The sequence below is a fragment of the Mycobacterium sp. SMC-8 genome, from assembly GCF_025263565.1.
GTDB lineage: Bacteria > Actinomycetota > Actinomycetes > Mycobacteriales > Mycobacteriaceae > Mycobacterium.
The window spans coordinates 3764824-3782814 of record NZ_CP079865.1; the positions used below are offsets into that span (position 1 = coordinate 3764824).

Annotated in this window: 15 protein-coding genes; 13 read left to right on the top strand and 2 right to left on the bottom strand. The window is 69.2% G+C overall.

The features are described 5' to 3' along the window. Nucleotides 1–13: 13 nt before the first annotated feature. The 7 genes from sepIVA to smc all read left to right on the top strand — a co-directional run bounded on the left by sepIVA (nt 14) and on the right by smc (nt 7337). Nucleotides 14–751: a cell division protein SepIVA gene (gene sepIVA / locus KXD97_RS18180; RefSeq protein ID WP_260751430.1), complete on the top strand. Its 738-nt coding sequence runs from the start codon at nt 14–16 to the stop codon at nt 749–751. 30 nt (nt 752–781) lie between these two features. Further along, nucleotides 782–1372 carry a DUF177 domain-containing protein gene (locus tag KXD97_RS18185; RefSeq protein WP_260751432.1) on the top strand — a complete coding sequence of 197 codons (591 nt, stop codon included), beginning with the start codon at nt 782–784 and terminating at the stop codon, nt 1370–1372. Next, nucleotides 1369–2061, top strand: a complete 693-nt coding sequence (gene rnc, locus KXD97_RS18190) for a ribonuclease III (RefSeq protein WP_260751435.1) — start codon at nt 1369–1371, stop codon at nt 2059–2061. The genes KXD97_RS18185 and rnc overlap by 4 nt, the downstream gene beginning before the upstream one ends. Nucleotides 2062–2066: 5 nt before the next feature. Next, nucleotides 2067–2948: a bifunctional DNA-formamidopyrimidine glycosylase/DNA-(apurinic or apyrimidinic site) lyase gene (gene mutM, locus KXD97_RS18195; RefSeq protein ID WP_260751436.1), complete on the top strand. Its 882-nt coding sequence runs from the start codon at nt 2067–2069 to the stop codon at nt 2946–2948. 84 nt (nt 2949–3032) lie between these two features. After that, nucleotides 3033–3458, top strand: coding sequence for an OsmC family protein (locus KXD97_RS18200; protein WP_260751437.1), 426 nt, complete (start codon nt 3033–3035; stop codon nt 3456–3458). Further along, on the top strand, nt 3442–3726 hold the full coding sequence (locus KXD97_RS18205) for an acylphosphatase (protein WP_260751438.1): 285 nt from the start codon (nt 3442–3444) through the stop codon (nt 3724–3726). The genes KXD97_RS18200 and KXD97_RS18205 overlap by 17 nt, the downstream gene beginning before the upstream one ends. A gap of 26 nt (nt 3727–3752) precedes the next feature. Continuing rightward, nucleotides 3753–7337 carry a chromosome segregation protein SMC gene (smc, locus tag KXD97_RS18210; RefSeq protein ID WP_260751440.1) on the top strand — a complete coding sequence of 1195 codons (3585 nt, stop codon included), beginning with the start codon at nt 3753–3755 and terminating at the stop codon, nt 7335–7337. 9 nt (nt 7338–7346) lie between these two features. Here the strand turns inward: smc and fni are convergent, their stop codons facing one another. Next, nucleotides 7347–8375, bottom strand: coding sequence for a type 2 isopentenyl-diphosphate Delta-isomerase (fni, locus tag KXD97_RS18215; protein ID WP_260751442.1), 1029 nt, complete (start codon nt 8373–8375; stop codon nt 7347–7349). Between the two features lie 28 nt (nt 8376–8403). Between fni and ftsY the strand changes: the two genes are divergently transcribed. The 6 genes from ftsY to KXD97_RS18245 all read left to right on the top strand — a co-directional run bounded on the left by ftsY (nt 8404) and on the right by KXD97_RS18245 (nt 17028). Next, complete coding sequence (gene ftsY / locus KXD97_RS18220; RefSeq protein ID WP_260751445.1) at nt 8404–9828, top strand: signal recognition particle-docking protein FtsY; 1425 nt, start codon at nt 8404–8406, stop codon at nt 9826–9828. 217 nt (nt 9829–10045) lie between these two features. Beyond that, on the top strand, nt 10046–11398 hold the full coding sequence (locus tag KXD97_RS18225; protein WP_260758037.1) for an ammonium transporter: 1353 nt from the start codon (nt 10046–10048) through the stop codon (nt 11396–11398). Between the two features lie 33 nt (nt 11399–11431). Further along, entirely contained in the window at nt 11432–11770 is a 339-nt protein-coding gene (locus tag KXD97_RS18230) for a P-II family nitrogen regulator (protein ID WP_003928638.1), read from the top strand. 81 nt (nt 11771–11851) lie between these two features. After that, on the top strand, nt 11852–14320 hold the full coding sequence (locus KXD97_RS18235) for a [protein-PII] uridylyltransferase (protein WP_260751446.1): 2469 nt from the start codon (nt 11852–11854) through the stop codon (nt 14318–14320). Between the two features lie 51 nt (nt 14321–14371). After that, a complete protein-coding gene (ffh, locus tag KXD97_RS18240) occupies nt 14372–15937 on the top strand; it encodes a signal recognition particle protein (RefSeq protein WP_260751447.1) in 1566 nt (521 codons plus the stop codon). Beyond that, nucleotides 15934–17028, top strand: a complete 1095-nt coding sequence (locus tag KXD97_RS18245; protein ID WP_260751448.1) for an amidohydrolase family protein — start codon at nt 15934–15936, stop codon at nt 17026–17028. The genes ffh and KXD97_RS18245 overlap by 4 nt, the downstream gene beginning before the upstream one ends. Nucleotides 17029–17151: 123 nt before the next feature. Here the strand turns inward: KXD97_RS18245 and KXD97_RS18250 are convergent, their stop codons facing one another. Further along, nucleotides 17152–17988, bottom strand: coding sequence for a D-alanyl-D-alanine carboxypeptidase family protein (locus tag KXD97_RS18250; RefSeq protein ID WP_260751449.1), 837 nt, complete (start codon nt 17986–17988; stop codon nt 17152–17154). Nucleotides 17989–17991 lie beyond the last annotated feature (3 nt).

The window sequence follows — 17991 nt, forward strand, 5'->3', positions numbered from 1 at the left end:
GGAGGGTGTCGCCGTGTACCGAGTGTTCGAAGCTCTCGATGAGTTGGGTGCGATCGTCGAAGAAGCCCGCGGTGTGCCGATGACGGCGGGCTGTGTGGTGCCGCGCGGGGACGTCCTGGAGTTGATCGACGACATCAAGGACGCGATCCCCGGTGAGCTCGACGACGCGCAGGACGTCCTGGACGCGAGGGACTCCCTGCTGCGTGAGGCGAAGGAGCACGCCGAGTCCACCGTGTCGACGGCCAATGCCGAGGCGGATTCGATGGTCAACCACGCCCGGGCCGAGGCGGACCGGCTACTCGCCGATGCCAAATCCCAGGCCGACCGCATGGTCGCCGAGGCGCGTGCGCACAGCGAGCGCATGGTGACCGAGGTGAGGGAAGAGGCCGCCCGCATCGCGGCGACTGCCAAGCGCGAGTACGAGGCCAGCACCGGACGCGCCAAGTCCGAGGCGGACCGGCTGATCGAGAGCGGCAACCTCGCCTACGAGAAGGCCGTGCAGGAGGGCATCAAAGAGCAGCAGCGTCTGGTGTCCCAGACTGAGGTGGTGGCCACCGCCACCGCCGAGGCCACCAGGATGATCGACTCCGCGCACGCCGAGGCCGACCGGCTGCGCGGCGAGTGCGACATCTACGTCGACAGCAAGCTGGCCGAGTTCGAGGATTTCCTCAACGGCACGCTGCGGTCGGTCGGTCGTGGACGTCACCAGCTGCGCACCGCCGCCGGCACGCACGACTACGCGGCCCGGTAGCTCGCCGAAGGGCCACCGTACGATACGGGCATGGCGACGGACGTCAACGCAGCGCACCGAGGATCACGGTCGCCGTTGGTGATCGACATTTCCCGGCTCGGCCGGCGACCGGGTTCGATGATTACGGTCGACGAGACAGTGCCGAGCCCGGCCCGGATGGGCGTGGAGCTGGTGGCGGTGGCCGAAGGCGCGCCGCTGGACCTGGATCTGCGCTTGCAGTCGGTGTCCGAAGGTGTGCTGGTCACCGGGACCATGTCGGCCCCGACCACCGGTGAATGCGCGCGGTGCCTGACGCCGATCACCGGGGAGGTGGTCATCGATCTCACCGAGCTGTTCGCCTATCCCGACAGCAAGACCGAGGAGACCACCGAGGCCGACGAGGTCCCGCGGGTAGGCCACAACAGGGGCGTCGAGACCGTCGACCTGGAACAGTCGATCACCGACGCGGTGGGGTTGGCCCTGCCGTTCTCGCCCGTGTGCACGCCCGATTGCGCGGGTCTGTGCCCCGAGTGCGGGGTCCGGTTGGCCGAGGCCGAACCGGGGCATCACCACGAGCAGATCGATCCGCGGTGGGCGAAGCTGACCGAGCTTCGCGAGCAGAGCCCTGGAGATGACTCGTGACGGTGGACCGTGCGCTCCTGCTCGACGCGCTCGGTGTCGAACTGCCGGGTGAGCTGCTCACCATCGCGCTGACGCATCGCAGCTACTCCTACGAGAACGGTGGCGTTCCGACCAACGAACGTCTGGAATTCCTGGGCGATTCGGTGCTGGGCCTCACCATCACCGAGGAGCTGTACCACCGGCATCCGGACCGCTCCGAGGGCGATCTGGCCAAGTTGCGGGCCAGCATCGTCAACACCCAGGCCCTCGCCGACGTCGGCCGCCGGCTGACCGAGCACGGTCTGGGCGCCTACCTGTTGCTGGGCAAGGGCGAGGAGAACTCCGGCGGCGCCGACAAGTCCAGCATTCTCGCCGACGGCGTCGAATCTCTTTTGGGCGCAATTTATCTCGAACACGGTGTGGAGGTCGCCCGCCAGGTCATCCTGCGGTTGTTCGGCACGCTGCTGGACACGGCGCCGACCCTCGGGGCGGGTCTGGACTGGAAGAGCAGCCTGCAGGAGCTGACCGCCTCGCGAGGCCTGGGCGCGCCGGCGTACGTCGTCACCTCCACCGGGCCCGACCACGACAAGGAGTTCACCGCGCTGGTGGTGGTCGGGGAGAGTGAGCACGGCAGGGGCGTCGGCCGAACGAAGAAGGAAGCCGAACTCAAGGCGGCCGCGGCGGCGTGGCACGCCCTCAACGGTGACTGACCGGCATGCCTGAACTCCCCGAGGTGGAGGTGGTCCGGCGCGGGCTCGGCGAACACGTCACCGGGAAGATGATCACAGCGGTCCGGGTGCACCACCCCCGTGCGGTGCGCCGCCACGAAGCCGGACCCGCCGACCTGACCGCCCGATTGCTCGACACGACGATCACCGGAACCGGCCGGCGGGGCAAGTACCTGTGGCTGACGCTGGGCGACGGGACCGATGAGCCGCTGGCGCGAAGAGAATCTGACGCAGCGCTGGTGGTGCATCTGGGCATGAGTGGGCAGATGCTGCTGGGACCCATAGAGAACGAGAATCATCTGCGCATCGCGGCACTGCTCGACGACGGCACCACGCTGAGTTTCGTCGACCAACGCACCTTCGGCGGCTGGATGATCGCCGATCTGGTCACCGTCGACGGCACCGAGGTGCCCGCCCCGGTCGCGCACATCGCGCGTGACCCGCTCGATCCGCTCTTCGACCGCGACGCGGTGGTGAAGGTGTTGCGGCGCAAGCACTCCGAGATCAAGCGTCAGCTCCTCGACCAGACCGTGGTCTCGGGGATCGGCAACATCTACGCCGACGAGGCGCTGTGGCGGGCGAAGATCAACGGCGCCCGGCTCGCCTCGGGGGTGTCGCGGGCCAAGCTCGCCGAGTTGCTCGACGCCGCCGCGGCCGTGATGACCGATGCGCTGGCCCAGGGCGGCACGTCGTTCGACTCGCTCTACGTCAACGTCAACGGGGAATCCGGCTACTTCGACCGCTCGCTGGACGCCTACGGCCGCGAAGGCGAGCCGTGCCGCCGGTGCGGGGCGATCATGCGGCGCGACAAATTCATGAACCGTTCGTCGTTCTACTGCCCCCGCTGCCAACCCCGTCCCCGAACCTGAACCGCCGAAATCGCATTCCACGCGCTCGACCGGCGACTTGACGCGCGTGGAATGCGATTTCGGCGCAGGTAGTACAAATAGTGCGTGACCGAACTGTGGGTGGAGCGCACGGGCGTGCGTCGTTATACGGGGCGCAGCACGCGGGGCGCCGAGGTGCTGATCGGCTCCGAGGACGTCGAGGGCGTGTTCACGCCGGGTGAGCTGATGAAGATCGCGCTGGCCGCCTGCAGCGGGATGTCCAGCGACCAACCGCTGCGCCGCCGTCTGGGCGACGACTATCAGGCCACGATCAGCGTGTCCGGAGCCGCGGACCGCGAGCAGGAGCGCTATCCACTGCTCAGTGAGGTACTCGAGATCGACCTGTCCGGGCTTGGCGAGCAGGACAAGGCCCGCCTGCTCACGGTGGTCGAGCGGGCCGTCGATCAGGTGTGCACAGTGGGGCGGACGTTGAAGAGCGGGACGGAAGTGACGTTTGGGGTGACTGAGGTGAAAGATGTTGGCGGAAAGTGATGTTCGGCTCACCGCCTGGGTGCACGGGCATGTTCAAGGGGTGGGTTTCCGCTGGTGGACGCGTTCCCGGGCGCTTGAACTGGGCCTGACCGGCTACGCGGCCAACAAACCCGACGGCCGTGTGCAGGTGGTGGCCCAGGGACCGCGGCAGGCCTGCGAACAGCTGCTTGACCTGCTCAAAGGGGGTAAGACCCCCGGCCAGGTGGACAAGGTCATCGCCGACTGGAGCGAGCCGGCCGACGCGATCGCGGGCTTCACCGAGCGGTGAGGTTTCCGGCGGTAGGGTAACGCGTCATGCATCTGAAGAGTCTGACGCTGAAGGGCTTCAAGTCCTTCGCCTCGCCGACGACTCTGCGTTTCGAACCGGGCATCACCTGCGTCGTCGGTCCCAACGGCTCGGGCAAATCCAATGTCGTCGACGCGCTGACCTGGGTGATGGGGGAGCAGGGCGCCAAGACGCTGCGCGGCGGCAAGATGGAAGACGTCATCTTCGCCGGCACCTCGTCGCGGGCACCGCTGGGCCGCGCCGAGGTGACCCTGACCATCGACAACTCCGACAACGCGCTGCCCATCGAGTACTCCGAGGTGTCGATCACCCGCAGGATGTTCCGCGACGGCGCGGGTGAGTACGAAATCAACGGCAGCAGTTGCCGTTTGATGGACGTGCAGGAGCTCCTGTCCGACTCCGGCATCGGCCGCGAGATGCACGTCATCGTGGGTCAGGGCAAGCTCTCCGAGATCCTGGAATCCCGCCCGGAGGACCGGCGCGCGTTCATCGAGGAGGCGGCCGGGGTCCTCAAGCACCGCAAACGCAAGGAAAAGGCGGTCCGCAAGCTCGACTCGATGTCGGCGAACCTGGCGCGCCTGACCGATCTGACCACCGAGCTGCGCCGTCAGCTCAAACCGCTGGGCCGGCAGGCCGAGATGGCGCGCCGGGCGCAGACCATCCAGGCCGACCTGCGGGACGCTCGTCTGCGGCTGGCCGCCGACGACCTGGTCACCCGCAAGGCCGAATTCGACGACACCAACCAGGCCGAGACGGCGCTGCGCCGGGAGCACGACGAACTCAGCGAGCGGCTGGAGGCCAGGACCGGCGAACTGGACGCCCACGAGAGCGCCGTCGGGGACCTCAGTGAGCGGGCCGATGCCGCTCAACAGCGATGGTTCCGACTCTCCGCGCTGGCCGAACGGGTCGGCGCGACGGTGCGCATCGCCACCGAACGGGCCCAGCACCTCGACGCCGAGCCCGACTTCTCCGCCGGTCCCGACCCCGACGAGCTCGAAGCCCAGGCCGACGCCGTCGCCGAGCAGGAACGGCAGCTGCTCGACGAGCTCGCCGAGTCCCAGGCCCGACTGGAGGCCGCCCGAGAGGAACTCAGCGAGCGCGAACGGGCGGCCGCCGAGGCAGAGCGCGCCCATATGGCGGCCGCCCGCGCCGAGGCCGACCGCCGCGAGGGTCTGGCCCGGCTGTCCGGCCAGGTCGACACCATGCGCACCCGGGTGGACTCCGTCGACGAGACGGTGGCGCGGCTGACCGCCGGCATCGACGAGGCCGCCGCCCGCGCCCAGCAGGCGCAGGCCGAGTTCGAGACCGTCCAGGGCCGGGTCGCCGAACTCGACGCCGGCGAGGTCGGTCTGGACGACCACCACGACCGCACCGTGGCGGCACTGCGTCTGGCCGACGAACGTGTTGCCGAACTGCAGGCCGCCGAGCGTGCCGCCGAGCGCCAGGTGGCGTCGTTGCAGGCCCGTATCGACGCGCTGTCGGTGGGCCTGGAGCGCCGCGACGGAGCTGCCTGGCTCAAAGAGAACCACGGCGGCGGAGGGCTTTTCGATTCCCTCGCCAATCTCGTCAAGGTGCGTCCCGGGCACGAGGCCGCGGTGGCGGCTGTCCTGGGTGCGGCGGCCGACGCGCTCGCCGCCGAGGACTCCGGGGCCGCCAGGCAGGCTCTGGTCGCGCTGAAGGAGGCCGACGGCGGGCGGGCGGCCATCGTGCTGGGGGACTGGGCGGCTCAGGCACCGGTGACGGGGCCGTTGCCGGCGGGCGCCGCGTGGGCCGGCGACCTGGTCGACCCGGCGCCGCGGATCCGGGGCGCGGTCACCGCGATGCTCGCCGGTGTGGCGGTCGTCGACGACCTCGCCTCGGCGCTGGAATTGGTTGCCGCCCAACCTCACTTGCGCGCCGTGACCGCCGACGGCGATCTGGTCGGGGCGGGGTGGGTCAGCGGCGGCTCGGATCGCAAACCCAGCACGCTGGAGATCACCTCCGAGGTGGACAAGGCCCGCACCGAACTGGCCGCCGCCGAGCGGCAGACCAGAGAACTCTCGGCGGCATTGTCCGGTGCACTGGCCGAGCAGTCGGCGCGCCAAGACGCCGCCGAACAGGCCCTGGCCGCGCTGAACGAGTCCGACGCCGCGATCTCGGCGATCTACGAGCAGCTCGGTCGCCTCGGGCAGGACGCCCGGGCGGCTGACGACGAGTGGCAGCGGCTGATCAAGCAGCGCGACGAACTGGAGGCAGGCCGCAACCGCACCGTCGAGGAACTGACCGAACTGGAACAGCGTCTGCACCAGGCCCAGCAGGAGCCGATGTTCGACGTCGAGGTCGTCGACCGCTCGGAGTCGACGGCCGCGGCCGAGGCCGCCCGTTCGGCAGAGGTCGAGGCCCGGCTTGCCGTGCGTACCGCCGAGGAACGGGCGAACGCCGTTCGAGGACGTGCTGATTCGCTGCGGCGCGCAGCGGTCGCCGAGCGTGAGGCCAGGGCGCGGGCGGCGCGGGCGCGGGAGGCGCGCGTGCATGCGGCCGCAGTCGCCTCAGCCGTCGCGGAGTCCGGACGGCTCGTCGCCCGGCGGTTGAGCGAGGCGGTGGCGGTGGCGTCGCGTGTGCGCGACGAAGTCGCCGCCGAACGCCAGGTCAGGGCGGGCGCGCTGACGAAGGCCCGCGAAGAGGTCAACGAACTGAGCACCCGGATCGCGGCGCTCACCGACGCGCTGCACCGCGACGAGGTCGCCAAGGCCCAGGCGGCGCTGCGGATCGAACAGCTGGAGCAGCAGGTGCTCGAACAGTTCGGCATGGCCGTCGCCGACCTGATCGGCGAGTACGGGCCCGATGTTGCGCTGCCACCGACCGAACTGGAGATGGTCGAGTACGAGCAGGCCCGTGAGCGCGGTGAGCAGGTGGTGGCGCCGGCGCCGATGCCGTACGACCGCGCCACCCAGGAGCGGCGGGCCAAGCGCGCCGAGAAAGAGCTGCGCGAGCTGGGGCGGGTCAATCCCCTTGCACTGGAAGAGTTCGCGGCCCTGGAGGAGCGCTACAACTTCCTGTCCACCCAGCTCGAGGACGTCAAGGCCGCCCGTAAGGACCTCCTCGACGTCATCGCCGACGTGGACTCGCGGATCCTTCAGGTTTTCACCGAGGCATACATGGATGTCGAGCGCGAGTTCACGCAGGTGTTCTCCACGCTGTTTCCCGGCGGTGAGGGTCGGCTGCTGCTGACCGACCCGTCCGACATGCTCACCACCGGCATCGAGGTCGAGGCCAGGCCTCCGGGTAAGAAGATCAAACGGCTGTCGCTGCTCTCCGGTGGTGAGAAGTCCCTGACCGCGGTCGCGATGCTGGTGGCCATCTTCCGGGCCCGGCCCTCGCCGTTCTATGTGATGGACGAGGTGGAGGCCGCGCTCGACGACGTCAATCTGCGGCGCCTGATCAGTCTGTTCGAGCAGCTGCGGGAGCGCTCGCAGCTCATCGTCATCACCCACCAGAAGCCGACGATGGAGGTCGCCGACGCGCTTTACGGTGTCACGATGCGCGGCGACGGCATCACGACGGTGATCTCGCAGCGGATGCGCGGCCAGGAGCTCGTCACCAGCCCGTCCTGACGATCATCGTCAGGCGAGCGGGGTGACTCCGCGCTCGCGCAGTGCCGCCAGGTCGGACGCGCCGCTCCCGTGCAGGCAGACCAGCAACTCGTCGAGGAAGCGCTGCAGCCAGTCCACCACCGCGTCGACGGATTCGACGGCCGGGGCGAGCAGGGGCCGCGCGACGGCCACCACCCGGGCGCCCATCGCGAGCGCCTTGGCGGCGTCCATTCCGGTGCGGATGCCACCGGAGGCGACCAGCGGCATGTCGGGAAGGACGCGCCGCACCTCTGTCAACGCCTGGGCGGTCGGGATGCCCCATTCGGCCAGTGCCGGATAGCGCACGTCGCCGTAGCGGACGAACTGCTCGATGCGCGCCCACGAGGTGCCGCCGGCGCCCGCGACGTCGACGGCAGCGATCGGGCAGTCGATGAGCTGCTCGGCGGCGGCGCCGCCGATGCCGTGGCCGACCTCCTTGAGCATGACCGGGTAGCCGATCTCCCCGGCGACCTCGCACAGCCGTGCGATCGAGCCCGAGAAATCGGTGTCGCCGTTGTGCTGCATGGCTTCCTGCAGCGGGTTGGTGTGCACCGCAAGGCCGTTGGCGCCGACCTTGTCCAGGGCCGCGGCCAGCCCCGGCATCATCGACGTACGAAGCTGCGCCAGCCCGATGTTGCCGATCAGCAGCACGTCGGGCGCCACGCCGCGGACGTCGAAGCTGGACGCCGCCTCGGCGTCGTCAAGCATCACGCGCTGCGAGCCGAGCATCATCCCGATACCGAGCTGTTGGGCCGCGGCGGCCAGATTTCGGTTGATGATTCCCGACAGCGCGGCGCCGCCGGTCATCGCACCGATCAGCACCGGGGCGCGCAACCGGCACCCGAGGAACTCGGTGCTCAGATCGACGCCGCCCAGATCGGTCTGGGTCAGCGCGTTGTAGGGCAGCCGGTAGCGCTCCAGACCGGTGCTCACCGTCTGGTAGTCGACGGCCTCGGTGAGGCACACGTCGATGTGCCGGCGTTTGCGGTGCTGCAGGGCGGAGCCGGGGTCGGACGTCACCGGTCAGGTCCCCTGAGACAATGGGGCGGTGAGTGAAGGTCTCTGGATCGCCATCGCGGTCATCGCCGTTCTGCTGCTCGTCGCGCTCGTCGTGGGCCTGGTGCGGTACCGCCGTCGCCGGATCAAGTTGTCGGCTCCAGACACTGCCACTCCCGTCGATCGTTCGGGCGGCTATACCGCCAAGTCAGGCATCACATTCGCCCAGTCGGCACCGGTGCAGGCCCCACCGAAGGCCCCGGAACGGATAGACACCAGTGGTCTACCCGCCGTCGGCGATGATGCCACCATCCCGCGCGACGCACCCAAGCGTCCCATCGCCGACGTCCGCTTGCCCGAGCCGCCGGTGCTGCCGCCTGAGCCCGTCGAGAAGCCGGTCACCGAGGCTCCCGCCGCGCCCCCCGCACCGGAACCCGAGGTGGTCCCCCCACCGGAACCCGAGGCGGTCCCTGAGCCCGAAGCGCTTCCCGAGACCGCCGCGCCGGAGCCGGCCACGGAGACCGCCGAGCCCGTGGCACCGCAGATCGAGGACATCGCGCCCACCGAGGGCCGGCTGGACCGGCTGCGCGGCCGGCTGTCGAAGTCGCAGAACACCTTGGGGCGCAGCATGCTGGGGCTGCTCGGCGGCGGCGACCTCGACGAGGACTCGTGGGAAGAGGTCGAGGACACGCTGTTGATCGCCGACCTCGGTCCGGTCGTCGCCGAGTCGGTCATCACCTCGCTGCGGGCCAAGATGGCCAGCAGCGGTGTGCGCACCGAGGCCGACGCGCGGGCTGTGCTGCGTGAGGTCCTGATCGCCGAGCTGCAACCCGACCTGGATCGCTCGATCAAGGCGCTGCCGCACGCCGACAAACCGTCGGTGTTGCTCGTCGTGGGTGTCAACGGCACCGGTAAGACGACGACCGTCGGCAAGCTGGCCCGCGTGCTCGTCGCCGACGGTCGCCGCGTGGTGCTCGGTGCGGCGGATACGTTCCGTGCGGCGGCCGCCGATCAGCTGCAGTCCTGGGCGTCGCGGGTGGGCGCGCAGGTGGTGCGTGGTCCGGAAGGGGCCGACCCGGCCTCGGTCGCCTTCGACGCCGTCGACACCGGTATCGAGTCCGGCGCCGACGTCGTGGTCATCGACACCGCCGGCCGCCTGCACACCAAGACGGGTTTGATGGACGAGCTGGGCAAGGTCAAGCGCGTGGTGGGCAAGCGCGCCGCCGTCGACGAGGTCCTGCTGGTGCTGGATGCGACGATCGGCCAGAACAGCCTGCCGCAGGCCCGGGTCTTCGCCGAGGTCGTCGACATCACCGGCGTGGTGCTGACCAAGCTGGACGGGACGGCCAAGGGCGGCATCGTGTTCCGTGTGCAACAGGAGCTCGGTGTGCCGGTCAAGCTCGTCGGCCTCGGCGAGGGACCCGACGATCTGGCTCCGTTCGAGCCGGCGGCGTTCGTCGACGCGTTGCTCGGCTGACGTTCGGCGGACAGCGAATTCCCAGAAAGTGCTCCGGAATTTTGCTGATCACCCCTGGTGAAACACGAGCGTAACGACATCGGCGCGTCCGTTCACGTCGGCGAAACACAACAGAATCACAGGTGAAACGCTCGCAAAAGAGTCTCTTCGGGAGGCCGATCGTGGTCGGCCGTCATCCCAAGGAGGTTCACACAAAGTGGCATTCGGCTTACACGATGTGGTCTTGGCCCTGCCAGACGACCAGTTCGCGCCATTCGGGGAAGGGGGACTGAGCGCCGGAGACACGGCATGGGTGCTCACCTCCGCAGCGCTGGTGCTGTTCATGACCCCGGGCCTGGCGTTCTTCTACGGTGGTCTGTCCCGGCAGAAGTCCGTCCTCAACATGATGATGATGTCGTTCGGCTCGATCGGAGTCGTCAGCGTCATCTACGTGTTGTGGGGTTACTCGATGTCGTTCTCGTCGGCGCACACCGGGGAGGGCAACTTCTTCGGGGTCTTCGACAATCCCTTCGCGTTGTTCGGGCTCAGCCAGCTCACCGAGGTCCGCGAGGTCGACGGGGTCAGCACCTATGTGCTCGGCGGCTTCGGCACCGTACCGGCCATCGTGTGGGTGGCCTTCCAGCTCACCTTCGCGGTGATCACCGTCGCGCTGATCAGCGGTGCGGTCGCCGAGCGCATGAAGTTCGGCACCTGGCTGGTGTTCGGCGGCATCTGGGTCACGCTCGTGTACTTCCCTCTGGCGCACATGGTTTGGGGCGGCGGCCTGCTCTCCGGTGCCGAGGGCGGCATCGCGGCCAAGCTCTTCGGCGTCGATGACGAAGGCGTGGCCAACGTGTCGCCCATCGACTTCGCCGGTGGCACCGTGGTGCACATCAACGCCGGTGTAGCCGCTCTCGTGCTGGCAATCCTGCTCGGAAAGCGGACAGGCTTCGGCAAGACCGCTTTCCGGCCGCACAACATCCCGTTCGTGATGCTCGGCGCGGCGATCCTGTGGTTCGGCTGGTTCGGCTTCAACGTAGGCTCCGAGGGCGCCGCCGACATGCTGGCCGGTGCGGTGTGGGTGAACACCACCGCCGCCACCGCAGCGGCGATGCTGTCCTGGTTGCTCGTCGAGCGTATCCGGGACGGTCACGCCACCAGCGTGGGCGCGGCATCGGGCATCGTGGCGGGTCTGGTGGCCATCACCCCGGCGTGTGGCTCGCTGAGCGCGATCGGTTCGCTCATCCTCGGTGCGGTCGCGGGTGTGCTGTCCGCGCTGGCCATCGCGCTGAAGTACAAGTTCGGGTATGACGATTCGCTCGACGTCGTCGGTGTGCACCTCGTGGCCGGCCTGTGGGGCACCATCGGCATCGGTCTGCTGGCCACCGAGACCGGGCTGTTCTACGGCGGCGGCTTCCAGCAACTCGTGGTGCAGATCGTGATCGCACTGGTTGCCGTAGTGTTCACCGCAATCATGACCGCCATCATCGCGTTCATCGTCAAGCCTCTGGGCTGGCGGGTGTCCAAGGAGGATGAGGACACTGGTATCGATGAAACCGAACATGCCGAAACGGCTTACGAGCTCGCCTGACCGGCGACAATTTCATCGGAAGGGATCAACTACATGAAGCTGATAACCGCGATCGTCAAGCCGTTCACGCTGGAAGATGTCAAGACCGGTCTGGAGCAGACGGGCATTCTCGGCATGACCGTCAGCGAGGTCCAGGGCTACGGCCGGCAGAAGGGGCACACCGAGGTCTACCGCGGCGCGGAGTACTCGGTGGACTTCGTCCCGAAGGTGCGCGTCGAGGTGGTCGTCGACGACGCCGCCGTCGACAAGGTGGTGGACGTCATCGTCCAGGCCGCCCGCACCGGAAAGATCGGTGACGGCAAGGTCTGGGTCAGTCCGGTCGAGGCGGTGGTGCGGGTGCGCACCGGTGAACGCGGGGCCGATGCCCTTTGATCCGTAACGTTCAGTGAATGGTCGTCTCCCGGCATTTGCGCCGTGTGAGTGCTGGATCGTCAAGTGCCGGGAGGACAAACCATGAAAGAGCAGAGATCTCATTCCGCCGCCGGCGCTCCCCGTTGGGAGCGTCCGGCGGCGGTATCGTCGCGGCCGGCAACCGATCTCGTCGCCGCAGCCGAGCAGTTGGTCTCCGGCAGCCACCAGCTCGACGCGGCGGCGCTGCGCGACGCACTGCTCGATCTCTACGACTTCTGGCTCACCACAAAGGCCACCGAGATCGGCATCACCGCGACGAGCGGGTTCGCCATCGTCGCGACCGGCGGTCTGGGGCGCGGCGAGCTGTTGCCGTACTCGGACCTGGATCTGATGCTGCTGCACGACAACATGCCACCCGAGGACATCGCTGAGGTGGCCGAATTGTTGTGGTATCCATTGTGGGACGCCAACATTCGCCTCGACCACAGCGTCCGTACGGTGCCCGGGGCGCTGCGCGTCGCGGGTGAGGACATCTCGGCGGGGCTGGCGATGCTCGAGGCGCGGCACATCGCCGGTGACGGCGACCTGTCCGCACTGCTGATCGGCGGGGCCCGGCGGCAGTGGCGCACCGGGATCGCGTCGCGGTTCGACGAACTCGTCGAGCACACCAGAGCCCGGTGGCAACGCAGCGGCGAGATCGCGCACCGCGCCGAGCCGGATCTCAAGTGCGGCAGGGGTGGGCTGCGCGACGTCCAACTCCTCAATGCGCTGGCGATCGCCCAGTTGGCCGACGTTTACCCCAGCCGTTCATTGGCCTCACCGATCGAAACCCTTGGCGAGGCGCATCTTTCGCTGCTCAACGTCCGCACCGAGCTGCACCGGGTGGCCGGCCGCGGCCGGGAACTCCTGCTGGCCCAGCACGCCGACGAGATCGGTGCCGCGCTGCGCATCGGCGATCGGTTCGACCTGGCGCGCATGCTCTCCGATGCCGCCCGCACCGTCAGCTACTACGTCGACGCGGGTATCCGCACCGCGGCCAACGCGCTGCCCCGGCGTGGGCTGGCCGTGCTCCGCCGACCCGTCCGCCGACCGCTCGACGAAGGGGTCATCGAGTTCAACGGCGAGGTGATCCTGGCCCGCGACGCCCGTCCGGAGCGCGACCCCGGACTGATCCTGAGGGTGGCCGCCGCGTCGGCGACCACGGGGCTGCCGATGGCGGCCTCGACCTTGAGTCGGCTGGCCGCGGCCGCGCCGGAACTGCGGACACCGTGGCCGCGGCAGGCCCTCAAGGATCTGTTGGTGATGCTGGCGGCAGGGCCGTCGGCGGTGGCCACCATCGAGGCCCTCGACCGCACCGGGCTGTGGGGCCGGCTGTTTCCCGAATGGGGCGCGGTGCGCGACCTGCCGCCGCGCGACGTCGTCCACATCTGGACCGTCGACCGCCACCTCGTCGAAACAGTGTCCCGTGCAAGCGCTTTCACCACGCGCGTGTCGCGTCCCGACCTGCTGGTGCTCGGCGCGCTGGTCCACGACATCGGCAAGGGCCGCGGCGGCGATCACAGCGTCATCGGCGCCGAACTGGCCGATCAGATCGGCAGCCGGCTCGGATTGTGGCCGTCGGACATCAAGATCCTGTCCACCCTCGTGCGCCATCACCTGCTGCTGGCGCACACCGCGACCAGGCGTGACCTGCAGGATCCCACCACCATCTCCGCCGTCGTGGACGCGCTCGACGGTGACCCCGTGGTGCTCGAACTGCTGCACGCCCTGGCTGAGGCCGACTCGCTGGCTACCGGTCCCGGGGTGTGGGGCGACTGGAAGGCGTCGCTGATCGGCGAACTCGTCCGCCGCTGTCGGCTGGTGATGGCCGGGGAGCCGTTTCCGCATCCCGATCCCATCGATCCGCGGTTCGTCGAGCTGGCCCGCGAGGTCGGGGTCCACGTGGAGTTGACTCCCGCCGACACGCCGCACATCTACAACGTCACGATGATCGCCCCCGACAGCCGCGGGGTGCTGTCCAAAGCGGCCGGGGTGCTGGCGCTGAACTCGTTGCGCGTGCACTCGGCGTCGGTGAACGGACACGAGGGCTCGGCCATCAACAGTTTCGTGGTCTCACCGCACTTCGGCACACCGCCCGCCGCGCAGCTGCTGCGCCAGCAGCTGATTCTCGCCCTCGACGGCGAACTCGATGTGATGGGCCTGCTGGAGAAGAAGGAAGCCGACGCCGCCGGGACGGTCCGGGCGGGGGAGATCCGCGCCGCGGTGCCGATCAACGCTCCTGCGGCACCACCACTGGTGCTGTGGCACGACGGCGCGGGTGCCGGCCAGGCGGTCGCCGAGATCCGGGCCACCGACCGCGCCGGCCTGCTCGCCGTGCTCACCCGTGTGTTCGAACGCGCCGGGGCCGACATCGCATGGGCCAAGGTCACCACCATGGGCTCGTCGGTGGTCGACGCGTTCGGGATCGTGCTGCCCACAGACGACCCGGCGGCCCGGCACAACGTGGAACGGGAACTGTACGCGGTTCTGCCGGCCCCGCCGGCAAAGCCCGCAGCCGTCGAGGCCAGCTAGTGGCCAGCAGCGCCCCGAACCCGCTGCGCCGCCCGCGATAGGCTTGGCCTCGTGTTTGAATCCCTGTCCGACCGGTTGACCGGAGCCCTCTCGGGCTTGCGCGGCAAGGGTCGGCTCACCGACGCCGACATCGATGCCACCGCGCGCGAGATCCGACTGGCACTTCTCGAGGCCGACGTCTCGCTGCCCGTCGTGCGCGCGTTCATCTCGCGCATCAAGGACCGCGCCAAGGGCGCCGAGGTGTCCGCGGCGCTGAATCCCGCCCAGCAGGTCGTCAAGATCGTCAACGAGGAGCTCATCGGGATCCTCGGTGGCCAGACGCGCCAGCTGGCGTTCGCGCGCAACCCACCGACGGTCATCATGCTGGCCGGTCTGCAGGGTTCGGGTAAGACGACGCTGGCAGGCAAGCTCGCCCGGTGGCTCAAAGGCCAGGGGCACACACCGCTGCTGGTGGCCTGTGACCTGCAGCGGCCGGGGGCGGTCAACCAGCTGCAGATCGTCGGTGAGCGGGCGGGCGTGAGCGTGTTCGCGCCGCACCCGGGCGTGTCCCCGGACGGCGCGACGATCGAGCAGATGACCACCGGCGATCCGGTGTCGGTGGCGGCGGCGGGTCTGGCCGAGGCCAAGGCCAAGCTCTTCGACGTGGTGATCGTCGACACCGCGGGCCGGCTCGGCATCGACGAGGAGCTGATGGCGCAGGCCGCGGCGATCCGCGACGCCGTGAACCCCGACGAGGTGCTGTTCGTCCTCGACGCGATGATCGGTCAGGACGCGGTGACCACCGCCGACGCGTTCCGCGAGGGCGTCGGATTCACCGGTGTGGTGCTGACCAAGCTCGACGGCGACGCCCGCGGCGGCGCGGCACTGTCGGTGCGGGAGGTCACCGGGGTGCCGATCCTGTTCGCATCGGCGGGGGAGAAGCTCGAGGACTTCGACGTCTTCCATCCTGACCGGATGGCCAGCCGGATCCTCGGCATGGGCGATGTGCTGACCCTCATCGAGCAAGCCGAGCAGCACTTCGACGCCGCGCAGGCCGAGGCCACCGCGGCCAAGATCGGCAGCGGTGAGCTGACGCTCGAGGACTTCCTCGAGCAGATGCTGATGATCCGCAAGATGGGGCCGATCGGGAACCTGCTGGGCATGCTGCCCGGTGCGGGCCAGATGAAGGATGCGCTGGCCGCGGTCGACGACAGCCAGCTCGACCGCGTGCAGGCCATCATTCGGGGTATGACGCCGCAGGAGCGCGCGGACCCCAAGATCATCAATGCCTCCCGCCGGCTGCGTATCGCCAACGGCTCCGGCGTCACGGTGGCCGAGGTCAACCAGCTCGTCGACCGGTTCTTCGATGCCCGCAAGATGATGTCGCAGATGGCCGGACAGATGGGGATGCCGTTCGGCCGCAAGAACACGCGTAAGGCCGGCAAGGGCAAGAACAAGCAGGCGGGCAAGAAGGGACGCAAGGGACCGACGCCGCCGAAGCGCAATCCGCTCGGCGCCGGTATGCCCGGGATGCCTGCCGGCTTCCCCGACCTGTCGAACATGCCCAAGGGGCTCGACGAGCTGCCGCCGGGACTGGCCGACATCGATCTGTCGAAGCTGAAGTTTCCCAAGAATTGACGGCCGACCGCACCCCGCTGCATCTGCGGGGCCGCAGCCTGCCCGACGGCGAACCCGTTGAGTGGTGGATCGTCCATGGACGCCTCAGCGCGGAGCCGGTGGCCGGCGCCGAGACGGTTTTCGGCGCCGACGGGGATGACGGCTGGATCCTGCCCGGGCTCGTCGACGCGCACTGCCACGTCGGGCTCGGGCCGCACGGCGAGATCCCGCTGGACGAGGCGATCGCCCAGGCCGAGACCGAGCGTGGCGTGGGCGCTCTGCTGCTGCGCGACGCCGGCTCGCCGACCGACACCCGCAGCTTCGACGACCGCCCCGAACTGCCGCGCATCATTCGCGCCGGGCGTCACCTGGCGCGGCCGCGGCGGTACTCCCGGGGGTTCGCCCAGGAGCTCGAAGACGAATGGCAGCTCCCGGAGGCGGTGGCCGAGCAGGCCCGCTGGGGAGACGGCTGGGTCAAGCTGGTAGGGGACTGGATCGACCGCGACAGCGGGGATCTGGCGCCGCTGTGGTCCGACGACGTGCTGGCGGCGGCGATCGACGCCGCGCATGCCAATGGCGCCCGCGTCACCGCGCATGTGTTCGGCGAGGACGCGCTGCCCGGCCTGATCAAGGCCGGCATCGACTGCATCGAACACGGCACCGGGCTGACCGAGGACACCATCGGTCTGATGGTTGAGCACGGCACGGCGCTGGTGCCCACCCTGATCAACATCGAGAACTTCCCGGACATCGCCGCCTCGGCGCACAGGTACCCGGCCTATCAGAAGCACATGCGGGCGCTCTACGAATCCTGTTCTGCCCGCATCGGTGCCGCACACGAGGCGGGCGTGCCGATCTTCGCGGGTTCGGATGCGGGCAGCGCGGTGGCGCATGGCCGCATCGCCGAGGAGGTGGACGCGCTCAAGGCCATCGGCATGACGCCCACCGAGGCGCTCGGCGCGGCATGCTGGGACGCCCGCGAGTGGCTGCGCCGTCCCGGACTGGCCCACGGCGCGTCGGCGGACCTGGTGTGCTACCGCGAGGATCCGCGCTCAGGGGCCGGGGTGCTGGCCGACCCGACGCTGGTGATGCTGCGGGGCGTCGTCTACTGATGTGGTGACCCGGCGCCGGCGGCGTCATCCGTCACAGCTATCGACGTTTTGCAGGAGAAGTGCGAGTGGCGCCCTGCAGTATGCGGATAGCTGTGACGCCTGAGGGCGCTGCGACTTCGCGGCTCACGGCTGGCTGAATCCGTAGTCCAGCAGCCGGATCGCCTGACCGTAGAGGTCGCCGGTGCCGTACATCTGGACGACGACCAGGCGCCGGCTGCCGCGTTGCGCCGCGCCGACGTAGGTCTTGCGCGCCAGGTTGGTGAAACCCGTCTTTCCGCCGAGATCGCCGGGATAGCGGCTGAGCAACTCGTTCTGGTTGTGCAGCGTCTTTCCGGGGAACGGCGCGGACGGGGACCGCATGATCTGCGCGATCAACGGATACTTCAGTGCCGCGCGCATGATGACGGCGAGGTCGTGCGGGGTGGTGACGGATTCCCAGCCGGGTCCGTCCAGTCCCGACGGCGACGACGCCTTGGTGCCGCGTGCGCCGACCAGCGCTGCCTTGCGGTTCATCGCCGCGACGGCGACCCGCTGCCCGCCGAGCATGTCGGCCAGCATGTTGGCCGCATCGTTGCCCGACACCATCAGGATCGCCGCGACCAGTTGCGCGGTGGTGTAGGCCTGCCCGGGTTTGAGCCCCACACAGGAACATTCGACCTTGGTGTGGGATTCGTTGGCGCGCGCGAAGTTGTCCGGCCGAAGATGGTCGAGCACCGTCATCGCCAGCAGCACCTTGATCGTGCTGGCCGGGGCGTAGCTGCCGTACGGGTCCTTGCTGGCCAGCACGCGACCGGTGTCGAGATCGGCAACCAGCCAGGCCTGGGCCGGTCCATCCGGAAGTGGTTGCGCTGCAACGGGTTCAGCGACAGGCTGGGCTTGCGTAGTCGGTGCAGCCGACAGCGGGGCCGCAGGCAGCACCGCGCTGAGGGCGAGCGCCAGCCCCGCGAGTCGTCTTCGCACGAG